At 51.9% G+C, this 17,667-nt stretch carries 15 protein-coding genes; 4 read left to right on the top strand and 11 right to left on the bottom strand.

All coding sequences use genetic code 11. The annotated features are described in order from the left end of the window. Positions 1-73 precede the first annotated feature (73 nt). Positions 74-2,266, top strand: coding sequence for a polyphosphate kinase 1 (gene ppk1, locus L1X57_RS09015; RefSeq protein WP_009724844.1), 2,193 nt, complete (start codon positions 74-76; stop codon positions 2,264-2,266). A gap of 207 nt (positions 2,267-2,473) precedes the next feature. Here ppk1 and metE read toward each other — a convergent pair whose 3' ends face one another. Then, a complete protein-coding gene (gene metE / locus L1X57_RS09010; RefSeq protein WP_009724845.1) occupies positions 2,474-4,771 on the bottom strand; it encodes a 5-methyltetrahydropteroyltriglutamate--homocysteine S-methyltransferase in 2,298 nt (765 codons plus the stop codon). Positions 4,772-4,870: 99 nt separating this feature from the next. On the opposite strand from metE, the gene L1X57_RS09005 reads away from it, so the two are divergent. After that, positions 4,871-5,809: a LysR family transcriptional regulator gene (locus tag L1X57_RS09005; protein WP_009724847.1), complete on the top strand. Its 939-nt coding sequence runs from the start codon at positions 4,871-4,873 to the stop codon at positions 5,807-5,809. Here the strand turns inward: L1X57_RS09005 and L1X57_RS09000 are convergent. Beyond that, positions 5,772-7,367, bottom strand: coding sequence for an ATP-binding protein (locus L1X57_RS09000; RefSeq protein WP_009724848.1), 1,596 nt, complete (start codon positions 7,365-7,367; stop codon positions 5,772-5,774). The genes L1X57_RS09005 and L1X57_RS09000 overlap by 38 nt on opposite strands. Positions 7,368-7,385: 18 nt before the next feature. Next, positions 7,386-8,144: a winged helix-turn-helix domain-containing protein gene (locus tag L1X57_RS08995; RefSeq protein ID WP_009724849.1), complete on the bottom strand. Its 759-nt coding sequence runs from the start codon at positions 8,142-8,144 to the stop codon at positions 7,386-7,388. A gap of 225 nt (positions 8,145-8,369) precedes the next feature. Here L1X57_RS08995 and L1X57_RS18800 point away from each other — a divergent pair, with 225 nt between their 5' ends. Further along, positions 8,370-8,492, top strand: a complete 123-nt coding sequence (locus tag L1X57_RS18800; RefSeq protein ID WP_009724850.1) for a hypothetical protein — start codon at positions 8,370-8,372, stop codon at positions 8,490-8,492. Positions 8,493-8,611: 119 nt separating this feature from the next. Here L1X57_RS18800 and L1X57_RS08990 read toward each other — a convergent pair whose 3' ends face one another. The 5 genes from L1X57_RS08990 to L1X57_RS08970 form a co-directional block, all read right to left on the bottom strand. Beyond that, positions 8,612-8,791 (bottom strand): PLDc N-terminal domain-containing protein, encoded by a 180-nt coding sequence (locus tag L1X57_RS08990; protein ID WP_009724851.1) that lies wholly within the window; start codon positions 8,789-8,791, stop codon positions 8,612-8,614. 72 nt (positions 8,792-8,863) lie between these two features. Beyond that, complete coding sequence (locus tag L1X57_RS08985; protein ID WP_009724852.1) at positions 8,864-9,379, bottom strand: retropepsin-like aspartic protease family protein; 516 nt, start codon at positions 9,377-9,379, stop codon at positions 8,864-8,866. Between the two features lie 14 nt (positions 9,380-9,393). Further along, positions 9,394-10,743, bottom strand: a complete 1,350-nt coding sequence (locus L1X57_RS08980; protein ID WP_009724853.1) for an MFS transporter — start codon at positions 10,741-10,743, stop codon at positions 9,394-9,396. A gap of 177 nt (positions 10,744-10,920) precedes the next feature. Continuing rightward, the gene (locus tag L1X57_RS08975; RefSeq protein ID WP_009724855.1) at positions 10,921-11,067 is read right to left on the bottom strand and encodes a hypothetical protein; all 147 of its coding nucleotides are present in this window, start codon (positions 11,065-11,067) and stop codon (positions 10,921-10,923) included. Between the two features lie 47 nt (positions 11,068-11,114). Further along, complete coding sequence (locus tag L1X57_RS08970) at positions 11,115-12,740, bottom strand: BCCT family transporter (RefSeq protein ID WP_009724856.1); 1,626 nt, start codon at positions 12,738-12,740, stop codon at positions 11,115-11,117. Between the two features lie 227 nt (positions 12,741-12,967). On the opposite strand from L1X57_RS08970, the gene L1X57_RS08965 reads away from it, so the two are divergent. Then, positions 12,968-13,324, top strand: coding sequence for a hypothetical protein (locus tag L1X57_RS08965; RefSeq protein ID WP_009724857.1), 357 nt, complete (start codon positions 12,968-12,970; stop codon positions 13,322-13,324). A 21-nt stretch (positions 13,325-13,345) separates the two neighbouring features. Here the strand turns inward: L1X57_RS08965 and L1X57_RS08960 are convergent, their stop codons facing one another. The 3 genes from L1X57_RS08960 to L1X57_RS08950 form a co-directional block, all read right to left on the bottom strand. Then, positions 13,346-14,239: an AEC family transporter gene (locus L1X57_RS08960; RefSeq protein WP_009724858.1), complete on the bottom strand. Its 894-nt coding sequence runs from the start codon at positions 14,237-14,239 to the stop codon at positions 13,346-13,348. Next, positions 14,236-17,220 (bottom strand): bifunctional [glutamate--ammonia ligase]-adenylyl-L-tyrosine phosphorylase/[glutamate--ammonia-ligase] adenylyltransferase, encoded by a 2,985-nt coding sequence (glnE, locus tag L1X57_RS08955; RefSeq protein ID WP_009724859.1) that lies wholly within the window; start codon positions 17,218-17,220, stop codon positions 14,236-14,238. Before glnE ends, L1X57_RS08960 begins: the two co-directional genes overlap by 4 nt. Positions 17,221-17,293: 73 nt before the next feature. Further along, positions 17,294-17,665 (bottom strand): diacylglycerol kinase, encoded by a 372-nt coding sequence (locus tag L1X57_RS08950; protein WP_009724860.1) that lies wholly within the window; start codon positions 17,663-17,665, stop codon positions 17,294-17,296. Positions 17,666-17,667: the final 2 nt, after the last annotated feature.

Genomic DNA, 17,667 nt, shown 5'->3' with positions numbered 1-17,667 from the left:
TACTCCTATTAACGATAGTTATTAACATGAGCTATCACGCTATGATGGGTATGAACCACTACCGGGGGCAACCATGGACGATCAATCAGCAGATTCCACGCCAGTATTTTCTAGCGAGTCAACGAGTGGCGAAGGAGAAGTTTTGCCATTGCGCATCAATCGTACGCCCACCGGAGTTCACGCGAAAGAGTCTCATTTGGAAGCGGATCTTGACGACCCGCAGCTTTATTTCAATCGTGAGCTTTCTCATTTGCAATTCAATATCCGGGTGCTTGAACAGGCCCTGGATGATGCGCACCCGCTACTCAATCGGCTGATGTTTCTGCTGATATTTTCATCCAATATGGATGAGTTTTTTGAGATAAGAGTCGCCGGACTTAAACACCAAATGGCGTTAGGTGACGATACCACCGCCGCAGATGGCCGCTTACCCAAAGCTGTACTGGCAGAAATCTCGGAAATCGCACATCAGCAAATTGCCCGTCAATATCAAATATTGAACGAAACGCTGCTGCCCGCATTGGAAGCCCAGGGGCTACGCTTTCGCCGTCGCGATCAGTGGACCGATGAGCAGAAAGCCTGGGTTAAAGATTTTTTTGATAACGAGATCATGCCGGTCATCAGCCCCATTGGCCTAGACCCTTCCCACCCGTTCCCACGCTTGGTTAATAAAAGCCTCAACTTCATTGTTGAACTAGAAGGGAAGGACGCCTTTGGGCGTGCTGGTGGCATGGCAATACTTCCCGCACCTCGCTCACTGCCTCGTTTGATGGCACTGCCTAAAGCGCTGTGTGCAGAAGGCTTCTCCGAGTATATTTTCCTATCGTCGATGATTCACGCTCATGCAGAGGAACTATTCCCTGGGATGCGTGTGCGCGGTTGTTATCAGTTCCGACTGACCCGCAATGCCGATATGACCGTCGACCCAGAAGAGGTCTCAGACTTGGCGTCCGCGCTACGCGGCGAGCTATTAGCCCGCCGTTATGGCAGCGGTGTTCGGCTTGAAGTTGCCGACAATTGCCCAGATGACTTAATCAGCTTTTTGTTACGCCAGTTTGAGTTAGAAAGCAGTGACTTGTACCGTGTTCAAGGGCCAGTGAATTTAACCCGTATGATGGCTGTACTAGGTGATGTCGACCGGCCTGAGCTGCTCTATCGCCCTTATTCGCCTAGCGTGCCAAAAGCATTGAAAGGTGGCAGCCTATTTAGCGCCATTGCCAAAAGCGATATTTTGCTCCACCACCCGTTCCAGTCCTTTTCGCCTATTGAAGACCTACTGCGTGAGGCCGCCCGCGACCCGGACGTACTGGCAATCAAGCAGACGCTATACCGCACTGGCGCTGATTCAACGATTGTGAGTGCTCTGGTCGATGCCGCCAGCCAAGGCAAGGAAGTTACCGTCGTTATTGAGCTGCGGGCGCGTTTCGATGAGGCCGACAACCTGCAGCTGGCATCACGCCTGCAAGAAGCCGGCGCTATAGTGATTTATGGCATTATGGCCTATAAAACCCACGCCAAAATGCTGCATATCGTTCGGCGTGAAAAAGGCGAGCTACGCCACTATGCGCATTTAGGCACTGGCAACTACCACTCTAAAACCGCAAAGCTGTATACCGATTACAGCCTGCTGACTGCCAATAAAGCGCTATGCGCCGACGTGCACAAGGTGTTTCAGCAGCTGTCCGGCATGGGCCGCGCGCGCAAGATCGACACATTGCTCCACGCCCCCTTTACGCTTCACGAGCGATTAGTCGAAATGATTGACCGTGAGGCTCAGGTAGCACTTAGAGGTAAGCGTGGGCACATTATTATTAAGTGCAATTCGCTAACAGAGCCCAAGCTGATCAAAGCACTTTATCGCGCCTCGCAAGCAGGCGTAGAGTGCGATCTGATCATTCGTGGCATGTGCTGTTTGAAACCCGGTATCGAGGGAGTTTCGGAAAATATCCGTGTCCGGTCGATTATTGGGCGCTTTTTAGAACATACCCGCGTTTTCCATTTTCATAACGACGGCAAACCAGAAACCTGGTGCTCAAGCGCCGATTTTATGTCACGCAATATGTTCCATCGCGTAGAAACCTGTTTCCCGCTACTGGATAAAAAGCTTGCCACACGGGTACGTAAAGACTTGGAGACATACCTGGTCGATAACTGCCAAAGCTGGCTACTAAAAAGCGACGGTAGCTATCAACTGCAAGATCCTGGCAATGGCGACGCAATCAGCGCCCAGGAAACACTGCTCTATGCCTACGCCTCAAAAAGCTAGCTATCAAACAGCTAGATAAACAACAAGCCCCGCTGCCTGTGCAGCGGGGCTTAAATGACAAGTATCTATGTTCAGAAGTACCTGTGTTCAGAAGTACCTGTGTTCAGAAGTACCTGTGTTCAGAATTAACTTTTACCCCCCCTACTTACTTGCTTGTCTAGCGGGTGATCGGTTAATGCTGGTTCTATCGCGTGCCGCCTATCGTTTTTACGCATAACGCTGACGCAGTTGATTGGCAGCTTCCACCATATTCGCCAATGCAGGCTCCACTTCTGCCCAGCCGCGGGTTTTCAGACCACAATCAGGATTCACCCACAGCCGCTCGGCAGGGATTTTCTCCAACGCTTTTTCCATCAGCGCCACCATCCACGCGACATCCGGAATATTGGGCGTGTGGATATCATAAACCCCTGGTCCAATTTCGTTCGGGTATGCAAAATCCTGGAAAGCGTCCAGCAGCTCCATATCAGAACGTGACGTTTCAATAGTGATCACATCCGCATCTAGCGCAGCGATGGCACCAATGATGTCGTTAAACTCCGAATAGCACATATGAGTGTGAATTTGGGTGCTATCCTTCACGCCCGCAGCGCTTAGCTGAAAGCTTTCTACCGCCCAATCTAAATAAACCTGCCATTCATGATGACGCAGCGGTAAACCCTCACGTAGCGCAGGCTCGTCAATTTGAATGATCCGAATACCGGCTTTTTCCAAATCCAATACTTCGTCACGCAGCGCCAGGGCGATCTGGCGGCAGGTGGTTGCGCGAGGTTGATCATCACGCACAAACGACCACTGCAAAATCGTCACTGGCCCTGTCAGCATGCCTTTCATGGGCTTATCCGTGAGCGATTGGGCATATTCGCTCCACTTCACTGTCATTGGTACTGGTCGGGTGACATCACCAAAAATAATCGGTGGTTTCACACAACGAGAGCCATAACTTTGTACCCAGCCAAAGCGCGTAAAGGCAAAGCCTTCTAACTGCTCACCAAAGTACTCCACCATGTCATTACGTTCAGCCTCACCATGGACAGGCACATCAAGCCCTAGTGCTTGCTGGCGCTCTACGACGAAGGCAATTTCTTCACGCATGCGGGCTTCATAATCCGTTTGGCTCAGTTCACCGGCTTTAAATGCCCGACGAGCAGCGCGTATCTCATCTGTTTGTGGAAAAGAGCCAATGGTGGTGGTGGGAAACAGCGGTAACGCAAGCGCTCTGCGCTGTGTTGCTGCGCGGGCAGCATAAGGTGATTGGCGTTGGCTCTCTTGAGGCGTTATTGCTGCTAGACGTGAGCTGACAGCAGGCTGATGAATTCGGGTTGATTCCCGACGCTTATCCAGAGCATATGTTGCCTCGCTCACCCGCTGCTCATCAATGGGCGTTGTTCGGTTATCAATGAGCCGAGCGAGGGTCACCACCTCATCTAGTTTTTGCCGAGCAAATGCTAGCCAGCCCACCAGCTCGCTATCTAGCTCGGTTTCTTGGGACAAGTCTACCGGCACGTGCAGCAACGAACAGCTGGGCGCCAGCCATAACCGCTGCCCTAAACGCACTTTTAAGGGCAGCAAACGCTCACGTAGGGCTGCCAAATCAGCACGCCAAATATTACGGCCATCGACTAAGCCAATTGAAAGCACTTGATGAGGGCTTAAACGATCAATCACGCTCTCTACCTGACCCGGCGCACGCACAGCATCAATATGCAACCCAGCCACTGGCAGGCGAGTGGTTAGCGAAAGGTTATCACCCAGCGCACCAAAGTATGTTGCAACAAGTAGCTTCAATTGTGCCGATTGCAGGCGATGATAGGCACGCTCATACGCCTGCTGCCACGCCAACGGCAGATCTTGCACCAGAGCAGGCTCGTCAAGCTGCACCCACTCAATACCTTGGGTGGCTAGACGTGCCAGAATTTCGCTATACACATCCAACACGCTGTCTAACAGGCTCAGCCGGTCAAACTCGCTGCCTTTGGTCTTACCCAGCCATAGCCAAGTAAGCGGGCCGGTTAGCGTCACTTTCGGCGTAAAGCCTGCTTGTAAGGCTTCATCAACTTCATTAAATAAGCGGTCAGACGCTAGCGTAAACGCCTGCCCCTCATGCAGCTCAGGTACTAGGTAGTGGTAGTTGGTATCAAAATACTTGGTCATTTCACAAGCAGCTACGGGCGTGCCGCTTGGCGCACGGCCACGGGCCATGCGAAACGCGGTATCCAAATCGACGTTGCCTGCACTGATTTCCTGCTGAGCATTAAAACGCGCGGGCACCGCTCCTAGCATGACGGAAACATTAAGCACTTGATCATAAAACGCAAAATCGCCAACGCTAACAAAATCGAGGCCAGCGTTTTGTTGAGTATTCCAGTGAGACAGCCTCAGCGCCTGCCCTGTTATTTCAAGTGCTTCCCGTGAAACGTCACCTTTCCAATAGGCTTCGGTGGCTTTTTTAAGTTCGCGCTGAGCGCCAATACGCGGATAGCCGAGAATATGAGAAACTGTCATGATGAAACCTATCAACGTGAATGATTTCGCACAGTCTGCTCACCTCACAAAAATGAATCAAACTAAAGTTTCTAATATCAACCATGAAAAATACTCACAATGATTGAATTACGCCATCTCCGCACGCTACTCGCCCTTCGGGAAACCGGTTCATTAGTGGAGGCTGCTGAGCGGGTTCACCTAACGCAGTCGGCGCTTTCCCACCAGTTAAAAGACTTGGAAGGTCGCGTTGACAGCGCGCTGTTTGCGCGTAAAACACGCCCAGTGGAATTTACCCGAGCGGGACTTCGCCTCTTAGCCCTGGCAGATGAGATTTTGCCCGAGGTGCGTAAAGCTGAGCGCGACTTAGCTCGCTTGGCAGGCACCGAGCAGGGTCGATTACACATGGCCATCGAGTGCCACAGCTGTTTTCAATGGCTGATGCCAACGGTGGATTATTTTCGCGATCATTGGCCAGAGGTGGAAATCGATATCCCCAGTGGCCACCACTTCGACCCACTGCCCGCCCTTGCTAGAGAGCAGTTGGACTTGGTGATTACCGCCGACCCCCAGCCACTGGAAGGGGTTCACTACGCGCCGCTGTTTCGTTATGAGGGACTGCTGGCGGTTGCTCGACAGCATGCCTTTGCTGGCCGTCCGTTTATCGAACCACAAGCGTTAGCCGAGGAGACGCTGATCACCTACCCGGTCGAACACTCTCGGCTGGATGTGTTTACCCAGTTTTTATCTCCTGCCAATGTGCGACCAAAGGAAATTCGCACCGCGGAGCTTACCATCATGATGATGCAGCTTGTTGCCAGCGGTAGAGGCGTCTGCGCACTGCCCAACTGGGCACTCACCGAGTATTTAGAGCGGGATTACGTTAGCGCCGTAAAACTGAGTGAGAACGGCATTTGGAGTACGCTTTATGCCGCCATTCGGGAGGAGAATTTAGAAGCGCCTTGGATGCAGGATTTTTTGCGCACCGCCAAAGAGACGTCATTTGCGGTGCTGTCAGGCATTAAGCCAGCGACTCGCGACGAGGAATCAGCAGGGTAAAGCGCGCGCCGCCCAGTGAAGGACTGGTATCGACAGTGACGCTACCGCCGTGGCCTGCCATAATTTTTTGCACAATGGATAGGCCTAGCCCGTAGCCGCCGGAGCTACGTGCGCGGCTGTCATCAAGCCGGGCAAAAGGCTTGAAGATATCGCTTCGCGCCTCGGGGGGTATGCCTGGCCCATCATCTTCAATATCAATACGCACAAGATGAGGCTCATCCCATAGGCGAATCACCACTTGGGACTTACCATAACGACAGGCATTACTGACTAAGTTCTGCAAGGCTCGTTGTAAATAGCGAGGTTCGGCGTACAACTCAATTTCGGCACTACCATCCAGCGTTAACGATAGGCTTTGGTGCAACGGCGACAGCGTATCAATAACTCGCTCAGCCATTGCCCGACACTCAACCAAGGCCATTTCTAATTCTACGCCATTAATAGACTCCCCCCCCAAGCGGGCATAGGTGAGAATTTCATCAACTAAGTCGTCTAGTTCAGAAATATCAGCATCAATACCTTGAAGCTGGCGGCGTATCGCAGGTTGGTCGGTCATATCTTCAACCATTTGCACCGCAAACCTTATACGAGCCACCGGCGTGCGTAATTCATGAGAGACCGCGCGAATCATCTCTTGCTGACCTCTAAGCAAGCTTTGAACTTGATTCGCCATCCCATTGAATGCCATGCCCAGGCGGCCTAAAAAGTCTCCGCTTTCAACTTTCACCCGGGTTTCTAAGCGCCCGCTGGCGATTCTAGTCGCAGCAAGCTCCAAACGCGCCATACGAGCTTCAATGCTGCGCATGATTAAGTAAATAATTAGGCTAAGTACCACCATCAAACCGACTAGCAAAGGCAGGTGCAAATTGACCGGCAGCGTATCACCACGAGAGGTCGGCCCCGCCTGCAACCACTGATTATCACCAGGCACCCGGTAAAGCAGCATCAATGAAAGCTTATCTGACACCAGCCGAGTCAACACGCCTCCTTGAGCGAGTTGAAACTGCTGTTCGGGGGTAAGGTCAGAGGGCAGCGCTGAAAGCAGCACAAGCGGCCAGCTACCCGCGTCTAGCGAGGTGATCGCGTCGGCCCGCGCATTATGAGGCATACCGGCGAGCCACTCACCGAGTAGCACCATGCTGCCCTGCCACTGTCGTTCACTCCAAGCGGCAAACGTTGCTTCGAGCATCCACTCATCGTTGGGTATGCGTTGCCGCAACTGCCAGGGCTCTTCGGCAACTAATACCGTGCCTCGCTCAACGCGAGCTTGCTCAAAGTAGTTAAGTTCTGCATCCGCAATACGCTTAAGTGAGAGCTGCATACCGAGCTGTTCCGAAAAGCGGGCAAGCATGGCTTCTCTTTCAGCCGCCGGACTTGACGCTAACTGCTGCGTCATTAACGACATAGGTAATGCGGCGAGCTGCTCACGATAGTCTTCACGGCGAACCTGCTCAATAAAAGAGCGCCCGCCCAATGCAATAAAAAACACAACGCACAGTGCCAAACCCAGCAGAAGATAAAATCTCAGAAAAGAACCGTGGCCCAGCACTCGCCGCATGCGGTCAACCTCTCTTAGTTAACTGTCTTTCACAAAAAGATAGCCTTTGCTTCGCACTGTTTTGATCCGGTGCGGCTGGTTAGGGTCATCGCCTACTTTGGGACGAATACGCGAAACGCGCACGTCAATTGAACGATCCTGGCCATCGTATTTAATACCACGCAGCTCATTGAAAATTTCTTCGCGGGTTAATACGCGTCCCGCGTTGCTCGCCAACAGCCACAGTAGATCAAACTCTGCGCTGGTGAGATCGATGCGCTCACCGGAAAGCCAAGCCTCACGTGTTGCGTTATCTATCTCGAGATTTTCGAAGCGCAGGCGCATTTCACCACCAGGCGCTGGCGCATCGGCACGACGAAGTAGCGCACGCATACGCGCTAGAAGTACACGAGGTTGAACCGGTTTTGGCACATAGTCATCGGCCCCCATTTCCAAACCCAGCACCTGATCAAGATCATCGGTGCGGGCCGTTAGCATCATGATAGGACCAGCAAAGTTTGGCCTAACACGACGACAGATAGCCAAACCATCCTCGCCCGGCAACATTAAGTCCAAAATCACCAAGTCAGGCTGAAGCGTTAAAATGCGATCCACGCCCTTTGCACCATCCGCCTCTAGCGTCACTTGAAAGCCATTTGCCTCCAGGTATTCGCGGGTCAGCTCTGCCAAGCGCTGGTCATCTTCAATAATCAACACGTGATCTTGATCGGGATAATCAGGCATTACGGCGTCTTGAGCCCCAAGCGCCTGAAATTGCTGTTCCAAGTGGTCTACCATCCTTTATACTCACTCCGCTTAGGCAGTTTGTGTTATCACCCGCTCACCCTATATAACCGCAGGTTTCAATATCGTCCAGGATACCTCAAAACCGTTCAAACGCCTGCCCCCTTAACTCTTTCCCACCCCCATGTAATGGTTTGCCTGCTAGGTACCTTGATTCTTGCACCGCCAAACGCTAATGTGACTTTGCTAACTGTCGATAATCTGGCAGCAGGAGGACATATGGGAAACAGCAAAACCAAGAGTGTTATCAAACGCGTTTACGTACCCACTCAAGTGCGCGATCTGCCTAATGGAGAGAAACTGACGATTCCTGGGCATTATAAAGCGCCACCAAGTGAATAAAACGGCTTGCGTGATAAGCCGCTTTACGATCCGTTAGGTAGCCTAATAGCTAGGTTACTAAAAAGGCAGACCACAGAAGTGGTCTGCCTTTTTATTATCTATAAATAGCGTGTTACCCACTACCCTTTTGGGCCAAGTAGAAACCAAGCAATCAGCCCAACTAACGGGAAAAATAATAGCGCCAAAATCCACAACAGTTTTGCCAGCCCACCGGCTGAACTCTTGGCGACTTTAACAATGGCCCATACGACAATAATCAGCCAGATAAGGCCCAGTAATCCACCTACTTCAATACCCATAACTACTCCTTAGCGGGTTTGCTTCCATGAATTTTTAGCTAAGCACATCGTTTCGATGCATACAAGTAACATTCACTCCGCAGGCAGGCTCAGCACCATTTCTCCACCGCGTATTTCAATCGTCAAAAAATTAAGAAAGCTCATACCAAGCAGGACGGTATCGTTTTCCATCCCAGGGCTTATAGACCCTTGTACATCATTCATGCGTATGTTGCCCAACACAACCTCATCTAGCTGTGTCAGCGTGCCCTCTGCGCGGCCATTCGCGGTGTTAAACCAAGCACTGCGCCCTGGCTCCAGCCCCAGCTTGCTTGCTAAATTGCCGGGCACAGCCACATAGGTAGCCCCTGTATCTAACAAAAAGGTAACTGGCTTCCCGTTGATTTTTCCCGGCGCTTCAAAATGGCCGGCACGGTTACGCGTTAAATTGACAGGCCCATCATCAGGTGAGGCGTACATCACATGGACATTCGGCGTCATTACCTTTTCAAAACCACCATCCAACAGCCACGTGCCAGCGGCCAATAGCAGCACCCAAAAAAGTAGCATTATGACGATACCGCCACGTTGCGTAGCGAGGGTTTTCATATGCCACCTCCGAGCTAAGCGCTCCTTTCCCAGGCAAGTGCAGCATCACGCCCCCGCTGTTCATTAACGCCAGCACATATCAGCATCGCGATAATAAACAGTGCTACACATAATAGGATAGACGCTTGCAGTCCAATTAGCGTTTGCAAAACGCCCAGCATGACAATCCCGAACACGCCTGCCAGTTTATTGGCGAGCCCCCAAAAACCGAAAAATTCAGCGGACTTCTCCAGTGGCGAAAATACGCCTACCAATGCCCTGCTGGCTGACTGGCTAGACCCCAGACTAAGACCCGCCAGACAACCGACTACCAGAAAAACGTGCTGTGCTTGCCACTGCACGGCGTAACGGCTGTTGACCCAGTCGGTTAGCTCTGGCGTCGCCCATATCGAAACAATAGCAATGACCCAAAGCGCTAGCGTCATTTGATATGTGCGCTTGGCGCCCAATTTATCCTGTAAAAACCCAAACCCCAGCGCGCCTGCCGCGGCCGTTACTTGAACAATAATAAACATAATATTGCGCACGCTCTCTTCCCAACCAATCACCTGAGCGCCATAAATAAAGGCAAACGCAATAATGATGTAGACACCCGCCATTGAGAATAACAGCGACACTAAAAAGACCGTTAAGTCTTTAAAATAGCGTAGCTCAGCAAATGTCGACCGAACACGCTGTAACGCAATACGCCGATAGGAAACGCCATGGGGTTGCGGCACACCGCGCTCTTTCATCCACAGGAAGGTGGGAATTGCCGCTACCAAGAAAAAGCCAGCGGCAAAAGGACCTACCCAACGTATGCGTTCAAAGTTATCGGCGGTCGCCTCCCCTAACACCATCAGCGTAAAACCAGCGGCAAACAGGCCACCAATATAGCCAAGTGCCCAGCCAAACCCAGAAATCTTACCTAGCGCATTAGGAGGCCCTAGCTCCGGCAAAAAAGCGGCGATAAACGACTCACCCATCGAGTAAGCATAGTTTGAAAGTATGATTAACAGCAGGCCCACCACCACGTAGCCAGGCTCAACAAAATAGAGCATGGCGGTAGTCGCTACCGTTGCGAGATAACTTATCAATAAAAAGCGCTTTTTTTCTGCTCGATAATCCATCACTGCACCGCACAGCGGGGCAGTTAATACGACCATTAGATAGCTCAACGCTAACGCGAGACTCCACAAAAAATTCGCTAGGCGAAAGCCATCACCTCGATCACCTACAATGACCGTCGTGAAAAGCTCTCCAAACACGACGGTAATGATGAGCAAGGTGTAGGCTTGGTTGGCAAAATCAAACATTGCCCAGCCAAATATTTCACGTCGCGATGCGTAGGTGGGCGCAACCTTGGCGGGGTTAGCAGGCAGCATGCTGGCTCTCTCAAAAAGTGTGTAGTGGCATCGTCACCATTTTAACGAACGCTAATTAATGACGATAAAATGGCATGTAGTTAGAACAGCGGGGGCGGTCATTAAAAAACAAACGCCCGGCATAGCCGAGCGTGACACGCTGATCATTGCTGCTTTTGCCATCCGTGGCAATCCGGTTCATAGCAACCAGTGTGCGACCACGGCGGCAATGCCCACCACCATCGCTGTAATAACAGCAACGGTGACAAGACGATCCAGCCAACGATCAAAAACCACCCTTTTGGGCTGTTTTCTAGTGGCACCGTGGTGTCCTTGCCGGGCCATTAGCACGCGTTATCCATGTGTGCGTTCCCTGTAAATAAGCGAATAATTCAACTATTAATGCGGCGGTTGACGACGCTTGGGGCACGGCGTAGGCGTTCTTCTTCGCCTAACTGCTCTGCTTCAAATGCATCGGCACCAACCGGCGTTTCCCCGTGGCGACGATATAGCTGCGTTAGCATCGCTTTGCGGTCAGCCCGCAGCTCGCGAACCAGCACCACAATCATCATATACAAAATAAAGGTAAACGGTAATGCCGAAAGCACAGCCGCTGACTGCAGGCCAGAAAGCCCACCCGCCACAATCAGCGTTAAGCAAATGGCTGCGATCAATACGCCCCAAATAATGCGCTTATAAAGAGGCGGATTGATGGAACCATTATCGGTCATTTGCGCCACGATGTATGAGGCCGAGTCTGCCGACGTCACCAGGAAAATGAAGATTAGCATCATAGCCACTACCGACAATGCACCGGTAAAGGGCATTAGCTCAAACATCTCAAACAGCGCCACGGTAATATTGGCTTCAGTAGCAGCAGCCAACCCAACATCGCTGCCCGACATTTCCAAATGAAGCGCGGCACCGCCAAATACGCCTATCCATAGACAGGCTAATAGCGGTGGCACAAACAATACGCCAAAGACATACTCCTTGATTGTGCGACCGCGGGAAACACGCGCCACAAAGGTACCGACAAACGGTGACCAAGCAATGACCCATGCCCAATAAAAAATAGTCCAGCTACTCGCCCACTCATTATCGCTGTAGGGCGAAATCCGCAGGCTCATACCGATAAAGTTTTGCAGGTAATCGCCAATACCCAGGGTAATGGTCTCTAAAATAGCAATGGTAGGGCCGGTGATTAATACATAAAGCATCAAGCCAATACATAAAATCATGTTTAGGTTTGATAACCGTTTAATGCCTTTATCCAAGCCTGACCATGTTGATGCCATATAAGCACAGAACATGACAAACAGAATGACAAACTGCCAAAAGCCATTTTCCGGCAAACCAAACACCGCATTAAGGCCACCGTTCATTTGCAGAACACCTAAACCAAGCGAGGTGGCGACCCCCATAACGGTGGCAACCACGGCAAAAATATCCAGCCATGATGCGTATGGGCGAACTCGGGGATGTTTAGCCGTCACCGAAGAGAGCACGGAAGACACCAGCCCTGCTTGCCCTTTCCGGAATTGAAAGTAGGCAATAATCAAACCCACAACAGAAAAAGCCGCCCACTGGTGGATGCCCCAGTTAAAGTAGCTGTACTGGATCGCATAGCGCGCGGCAGCGTCTGTTTCAGCAGGCACATCGCCATAAGGAGGGTTGATATAGTGAGTCATTGGCTCAGCCATGCCGTAGAACACCAGCCCAACGCCGAACCCTGCAGCCAGCAGCATGCTAATCCACGAGAAAAAACTGTAGCTGGGCGTACTGTCTTGAGGACCAAGGCGCACTTTTCCGTACTTGCTCAGTGCTAGGCCAATAAGAAAAACCACAAAGCCAAACACTGAAAATAAGTAGAACCAGCCGAACAGTTCAGTAATTGATGTGAGCGCTGCTTGGGCTGCATTACCAAAGCCTTCTGGGAATGCAGCACCAATAACAACCAAGCCGAATATAATCACCGCAGATGCGACAAATACCGACTTACCTCCATGATTTGCCATATAACCATCCTGTTAAATGAGCATTGTGTATAACAGAGTAAAATGTACCGATAAATGCAGGCGTTTTAAAACCTCAATCTTGTACCAAACATTAAACGACACGCCCCTCAACCTAACATAGTCGTATAAAATTTCTGCGCAGCCAGAATGAAGAAATGTTAAGCCAGGCCAGGAACTTGATACCCAACCTGTGTTCCAATAGGCGCATACGAACGACGGAGGCTTTCATGCCGCAAATGAATCGCGATCAACGCAATGCTGCGTGGCAAGCTGCTAATCAGTGGCGTGCACGGGCAGCTCAGACCCAGCCGACCGGCCTAATGGGCAGTCTTAAATTGTTACTGACGTGGCTAGCGTTTGGCGCACTGATGATCGTTGGTGTCGTACTTGGGCTCTTTTTCCTGCTTATTGGCTGGGCAATGATGCCGTTTGTCCGCCATAAAATGAAAAAACGTATGGAGCAGATGCGCGCTGACCATGCTCAGGATATTGGCGGCAGTTATACTCATAGTGACGCCTCTCCAGGCCAGCACGATGCGTTAGAGGGTAGTTACGAAGTTAAAGATGATCACCATCGGCCTTAGTCAATTGCTGTACCGCCGTTGTTAAGGCGGCGATTGAATCCAGGCAAACGCCGCTGCTAATGTCAGCGGCATAACGATTAAGCTACCTAAGTTGCCGATCAGCACCAACGAGGCCACTTTTTGTGGGGCGAGTTTATACTGCTCTGCTACTAAGTAGTTCAGAACTGCAGGCGGCAGTGCGGCGAACACCAGCAGCACGGCCGTTTGTAGCGGATTTAACGGCAGTAACCACATGAGTGGAAGTGCGATCACTAAGCCAGAAAGTGGGCAAAGCACCGCGCCCAACAACCCCGTTCGCCAGTCATTAAAATCAATTTCCAGCAATCGAACGCCTAATGCAAAGAGCATCAGTGGAATACAGATGCCCCCTAACATATGCATCGCTTCCAGCAGCCAACTCGGTAACGCGACATCAGCGACGTTAACCACTAGCCCTGCCAGGCTCGCGGCTACAATGGGCATTCGTAACAGTCGCCAAAGCGGCGTGCGTGGGTCCAACATATAAAGACCCACTGAGAAATGCAGCAGCATTTCAACAATAAACACGACCACAGCAGCCGGTAGGGCTTCTGGCCCAAAGGCGAGTACCAATAACGGTACCCCCATATTGCCAGAGTTATTGAACATCATTGGCGGCAAGAACACTTTTGCATCCAACGACAGCCATTTAGCGATCGGCCAAAGCACAAGACCAGATCCCAGCACGACGGCCACCGCTGCAGTGGCAAGCCACGCATAGTCCGCCAAAGGTGCCTGCCGATCAGCCAGCACGGCAAATACCAGTAGTGGTACAAACAGCTCCATGTTGAGCGTATTGAGGCTGCGAATATCGGGGTTACGGTAACGCCCGTAAACCGCACCACAACCAGCAATTAAGAACACGGGTAACAGCGTCGCGAGAATATGACCGATCATGGTTCAAGAAAACGCTGCCAAAGTGAGATAACTACATCGCGGTGGGTTTTAAACGCCTGTGCATCAACGATTGTTTTTTCACCGGTCAACGCCGCACGATGGGTACGACTGCGATAAGCGAGGTACGCTTCTCGTAACTGGTCCGCTTCTGACTCGGTGAGATGACCGCTCTCGGCGAGGGTTTCTAAAATGCGGATATTATCGCTATACGTTATTAATGCAGGCGTGTCATGAGCGAGTGATAACACCGCGTATTGGCAGAGAAACTCGATATCGACCATGCCACCCACATCATGCTTCAGGCTAAACACCTCTCCTACCGCATTATCTGGCTGCCCCTTTGAACCCTGTCCTTGAGAGCCAAGGTGATCACGCATTTTATGACGCATGCTGACAACGTCATCTCTCAAGGCTTGCGGATCACGCTCGCGACAAAGCATCTCACCGCGGATTGCATCGAATTTTTCCGCCAGCGCGTTACTACCTGCGACAACGCGCGCACGAACCAGCGCCTGGTGTTCCCAGGTCCAGGCGTTCTGGCGTTGATAATCCGCAAAGGCATCTAAAGAGGTCACCAACAGACCCGCATTGCCCGAGGGGCGAAGACGCATATCAACTTCGTAAAGGCTACCTGCAGGCGTTACTGCGGTTAAGAGGTGGATAATGCGCTGGCCTAACCGGGTAAAAAAGACCGGTGTATCGATTGGCCTGGCGCCATCGGTAGTGCCTTTTCCATCGCTATCATGAAGAAACACCAGGTCTAAATCAGAGCCGTAACCAAGCTCAATGCCCCCCAGCTTGCCATATCCAACAATCAGAAACGCTGGCTCTCGTGTATTGAGGCCTTCTGGAACACCATGTTTACGCGTGACATGTTTCCAGGCCATTGCTAACACGGCATCCAGAATGACTTCAGCGATATACGTTAAGTAGTCGCTCACCTTCATCAGGTGGCGTGTTCCAGCGATATCTGATGCAGCAACGTGAAGCATCTGTGCATGCTTAAACACGCGTAGCGCTTCCAACTGGGCCTCATCATCATCTTCCGGTAGACGATTCAATGTTTGGCGTAGCTCATCTGCCAAGCGTGACTTGTCAGCGGGAGTGTAGAGCGTGTCCGGCGTTAGTAGCTCATCAAGCAATATCGGGTAGCGCGCCAACTGCTCAGCAATCCAGTGACTGGCCGAGCACAGCTTCATTAGGTGCTCAAGAGCCTGGGGATTTTCACGCAGCAGCGCAAGGTAAGCAGTTCGCCGTAGCACCGACTCAATCAACGGCTGAACGCCGCTAAGGGCGTTATCCGGCAGCTCACTTTCCGCGACGGCAACCAGAAGTAGCGGCATTAGCGCATCCAGCCGTTCAAAGCCGATACGCTGCATGCTTTGCACCTGGCGGGAATGGTAAAGACCATGCAACCGTTTAAGCGCTTTCTCTGGTTCCAGAAAACCAGCATCCTTAAGCAGCGCTGACGACTCGTCCTGCTCTAGTTCGCCGCGCCACAGTAACCGCCATTGCGACAAGCCAAGGTTATCGTCGCTACTCTCTGCATCGGTATCCTCTTCCGGGTCAGCGATCACTGCATCAAAGTGCTGACGAACGCGTTCGCGCACTTCATCCAGCCGTGCGATGAGCCCAGGCCAATCTTCATGTCCCAAAGCAAAGGCAACCCGTTCACGGTCTTCATCATCAACGGGTAGCATTTGGGTTTGGCGATCTTCTAGCGCCTGAATAGCGTGTTCCATATCACGAAGATACGCGTAGTCAGGCAGCAGCTCATCAACGACCGCTTGGGGCAACAGTCCCAGTTCAGGCAATCGATTTAGGGCGGTCTTGAGCGAGGTCACTTGAAGCTCGGTATCGCGCCCACCGCGAATTAGCTGAAACGCCTGGACAACGAACTCAACCTCTCGAATTCCACCGGGCCCTAGCTTGATATTGCTTTGCATGCCCTTCCGCTTTACCTCGCGATTGATCATCGCCTTGAGCTCACGCAGCGACTCAATCGCACCAAAATCCAAGTAGCGGCGGTAAACAAACGGCCGGAGGCTCGCGAGCAGCTCATGCCCACCGTCTATGTCTCCTGCGACGGGTCGCGCTTTGAGCATGGCATAACGTTCCCACTCACGGCCCTGGTCTTGGTAGTAACTGGAAAGCATCGAGAAACTGCCCACCAGAGGGCCACCGTCACCCAGTGGGCGCAGCCGCATATCAACGCGAAATACGAAACCGTCGGCCGTCATGGCATCTAAAGCGGCGATCAGTTTCTGGCCTAGCTTGGTGAAGTACTCTTGGTGCTCAAGGGGCTTGCGACCGCCTTCGGTTTCACCTTTTTCAGGGAAGGCGAAGATCAGGTCGATGTCTGAGGATAGATTCAGCTCACCCGCGCCGAGCTTACCCATACCCAGCACCACCAACCGCTGGGACGAGCCATCTCTGCGGGCCGCAGGCATCCCCCAGCGTGGGGCGTAAAAACGTTCAAGCCAGCTTAACGCAGCTTCTATACAGACTTCCGCCAGCCACGAGACTGCCTGAGCAGTGTCCCACATGGTGTAGCCATCAGGGCGATTAAGGTCGCGCCATACGATCCCGAGCATACGGGCACGGCGAAAACGGCGAATAGTGCGGTGCATTGCCTCTTCGTCATCGGCATTTTCCAGCGCATCATCTAACCAACTCGCTTGCGTTTCTTTACTTGCCGTTGCATCCAGCTCGCCAGCCACATCCAAATCAATCAGCCAGTGGGGAAAACGCGTCAAGGTCTCTAGGGTGAAGCTTGAGACAGCCACGACGTTAGCTAATGCTTCACGACGCGCGTCAGAAAGCGCCTCCCAACTACTGGAAGGCAGCGGCTGCTTGGTCATTGAGGCAACATTATCAGCTTGGCTAAGCGCTTCACTTAATCGCTGCCATGCGCGCTGTGCAGCGGGCTTAAGCGCTGTTGGCAGCACCTCCTGGGGTAAAAACGCGTCGTTTAACTGCATAACCACCTCTCTGCCAAGCGTCTATTATGTTTGTTGATGAAGCTAATCACTGCATGGATTGAGTAGAAGCGATTTAGCCAATCAATTTTTGCCAGCCTAACAGCCCCCAGGTTAAGCCTGCCATGATCAACGACAGCATAACCGCCGCCGAGCCAATATCTTTAGCACGCCCTGAAAGCTCATGATGCTCGGTGCCAATGCGATCGACAACGTTCTCTATGGCACTATTGAGCAGTTCCACAATCAGTACAAGAAACAGGCTGCCAACCAGCAGCAGCCAGCTAATTGGCCCTTCTCCAATCCACCAAGCGAACGGCAGTAACACCGCTGTAATGCCTACTTCTTGGCGAAATGCAGCTTCATTTCTAAAAGCGGCCTTTAGCCCTTTCCACGAATAACGCGTTGAGTGCAGTAAATGGGTTAACCCCGTATGTCCTGGCTTCATGC

Source organism: Halomonas sp. TD01 (assembly GCF_923868895.1).
Classification (GTDB): domain Bacteria; phylum Pseudomonadota; class Gammaproteobacteria; order Pseudomonadales; family Halomonadaceae; genus Vreelandella.
The sequence above is the reverse complement of the archived record's forward strand: the minus strand, read 5'-3'. Positions and strand labels throughout refer to the sequence as shown.

Coding starts and splice junctions, on each gene's coding strand:
- ppk1 (WP_009724844.1), top strand. CDS start 74: ATGGACGATCAATCAGCAGATTCCACGCCAGTATTTTCTAGCGAGTCA.
- metE (WP_009724845.1), bottom strand. CDS start 4,771: ATGACAGTTTCTCATATTCTCGGCTATCCGCGTATTGGCGCTCAGCGC.
- L1X57_RS09005 (WP_009724847.1), top strand. CDS start 4,871: ATGATTGAATTACGCCATCTCCGCACGCTACTCGCCCTTCGGGAAACC.
- L1X57_RS09000 (WP_009724848.1), bottom strand. CDS start 7,367: ATGCGGCGAGTGCTGGGCCACGGTTCTTTTCTGAGATTTTATCTTCTG.
- L1X57_RS08995 (WP_009724849.1), bottom strand. CDS start 8,144: ATGGTAGACCACTTGGAACAGCAATTTCAGGCGCTTGGGGCTCAAGAC.
- L1X57_RS18800 (WP_009724850.1), top strand. CDS start 8,370: ATGGGAAACAGCAAAACCAAGAGTGTTATCAAACGCGTTTACGTACCC.
- L1X57_RS08990 (WP_009724851.1), bottom strand. CDS start 8,791: ATGGGTATTGAAGTAGGTGGATTACTGGGCCTTATCTGGCTGATTATT.
- L1X57_RS08985 (WP_009724852.1), bottom strand. CDS start 9,379: ATGAAAACCCTCGCTACGCAACGTGGCGGTATCGTCATAATGCTACTT.
- L1X57_RS08980 (WP_009724853.1), bottom strand. CDS start 10,743: ATGCTGCCTGCTAACCCCGCCAAGGTTGCGCCCACCTACGCATCGCGA.
- L1X57_RS08975 (WP_009724855.1), bottom strand. CDS start 11,067: ATGGCCCGGCAAGGACACCACGGTGCCACTAGAAAACAGCCCAAAAGG.
- L1X57_RS08970 (WP_009724856.1), bottom strand. CDS start 12,740: ATGGCAAATCATGGAGGTAAGTCGGTATTTGTCGCATCTGCGGTGATT.
- L1X57_RS08965 (WP_009724857.1), top strand. CDS start 12,968: ATGCCGCAAATGAATCGCGATCAACGCAATGCTGCGTGGCAAGCTGCT.
- L1X57_RS08960 (WP_009724858.1), bottom strand. CDS start 14,239: ATGATCGGTCATATTCTCGCGACGCTGTTACCCGTGTTCTTAATTGCT.
- glnE (WP_009724859.1), bottom strand. CDS start 17,220: ATGCAGTTAAACGACGCGTTTTTACCCCAGGAGGTGCTGCCAACAGCG.
- L1X57_RS08950 (WP_009724860.1), bottom strand. CDS start 17,665: ATGAAGCCAGGACATACGGGGTTAACCCATTTACTGCACTCAACGCGT.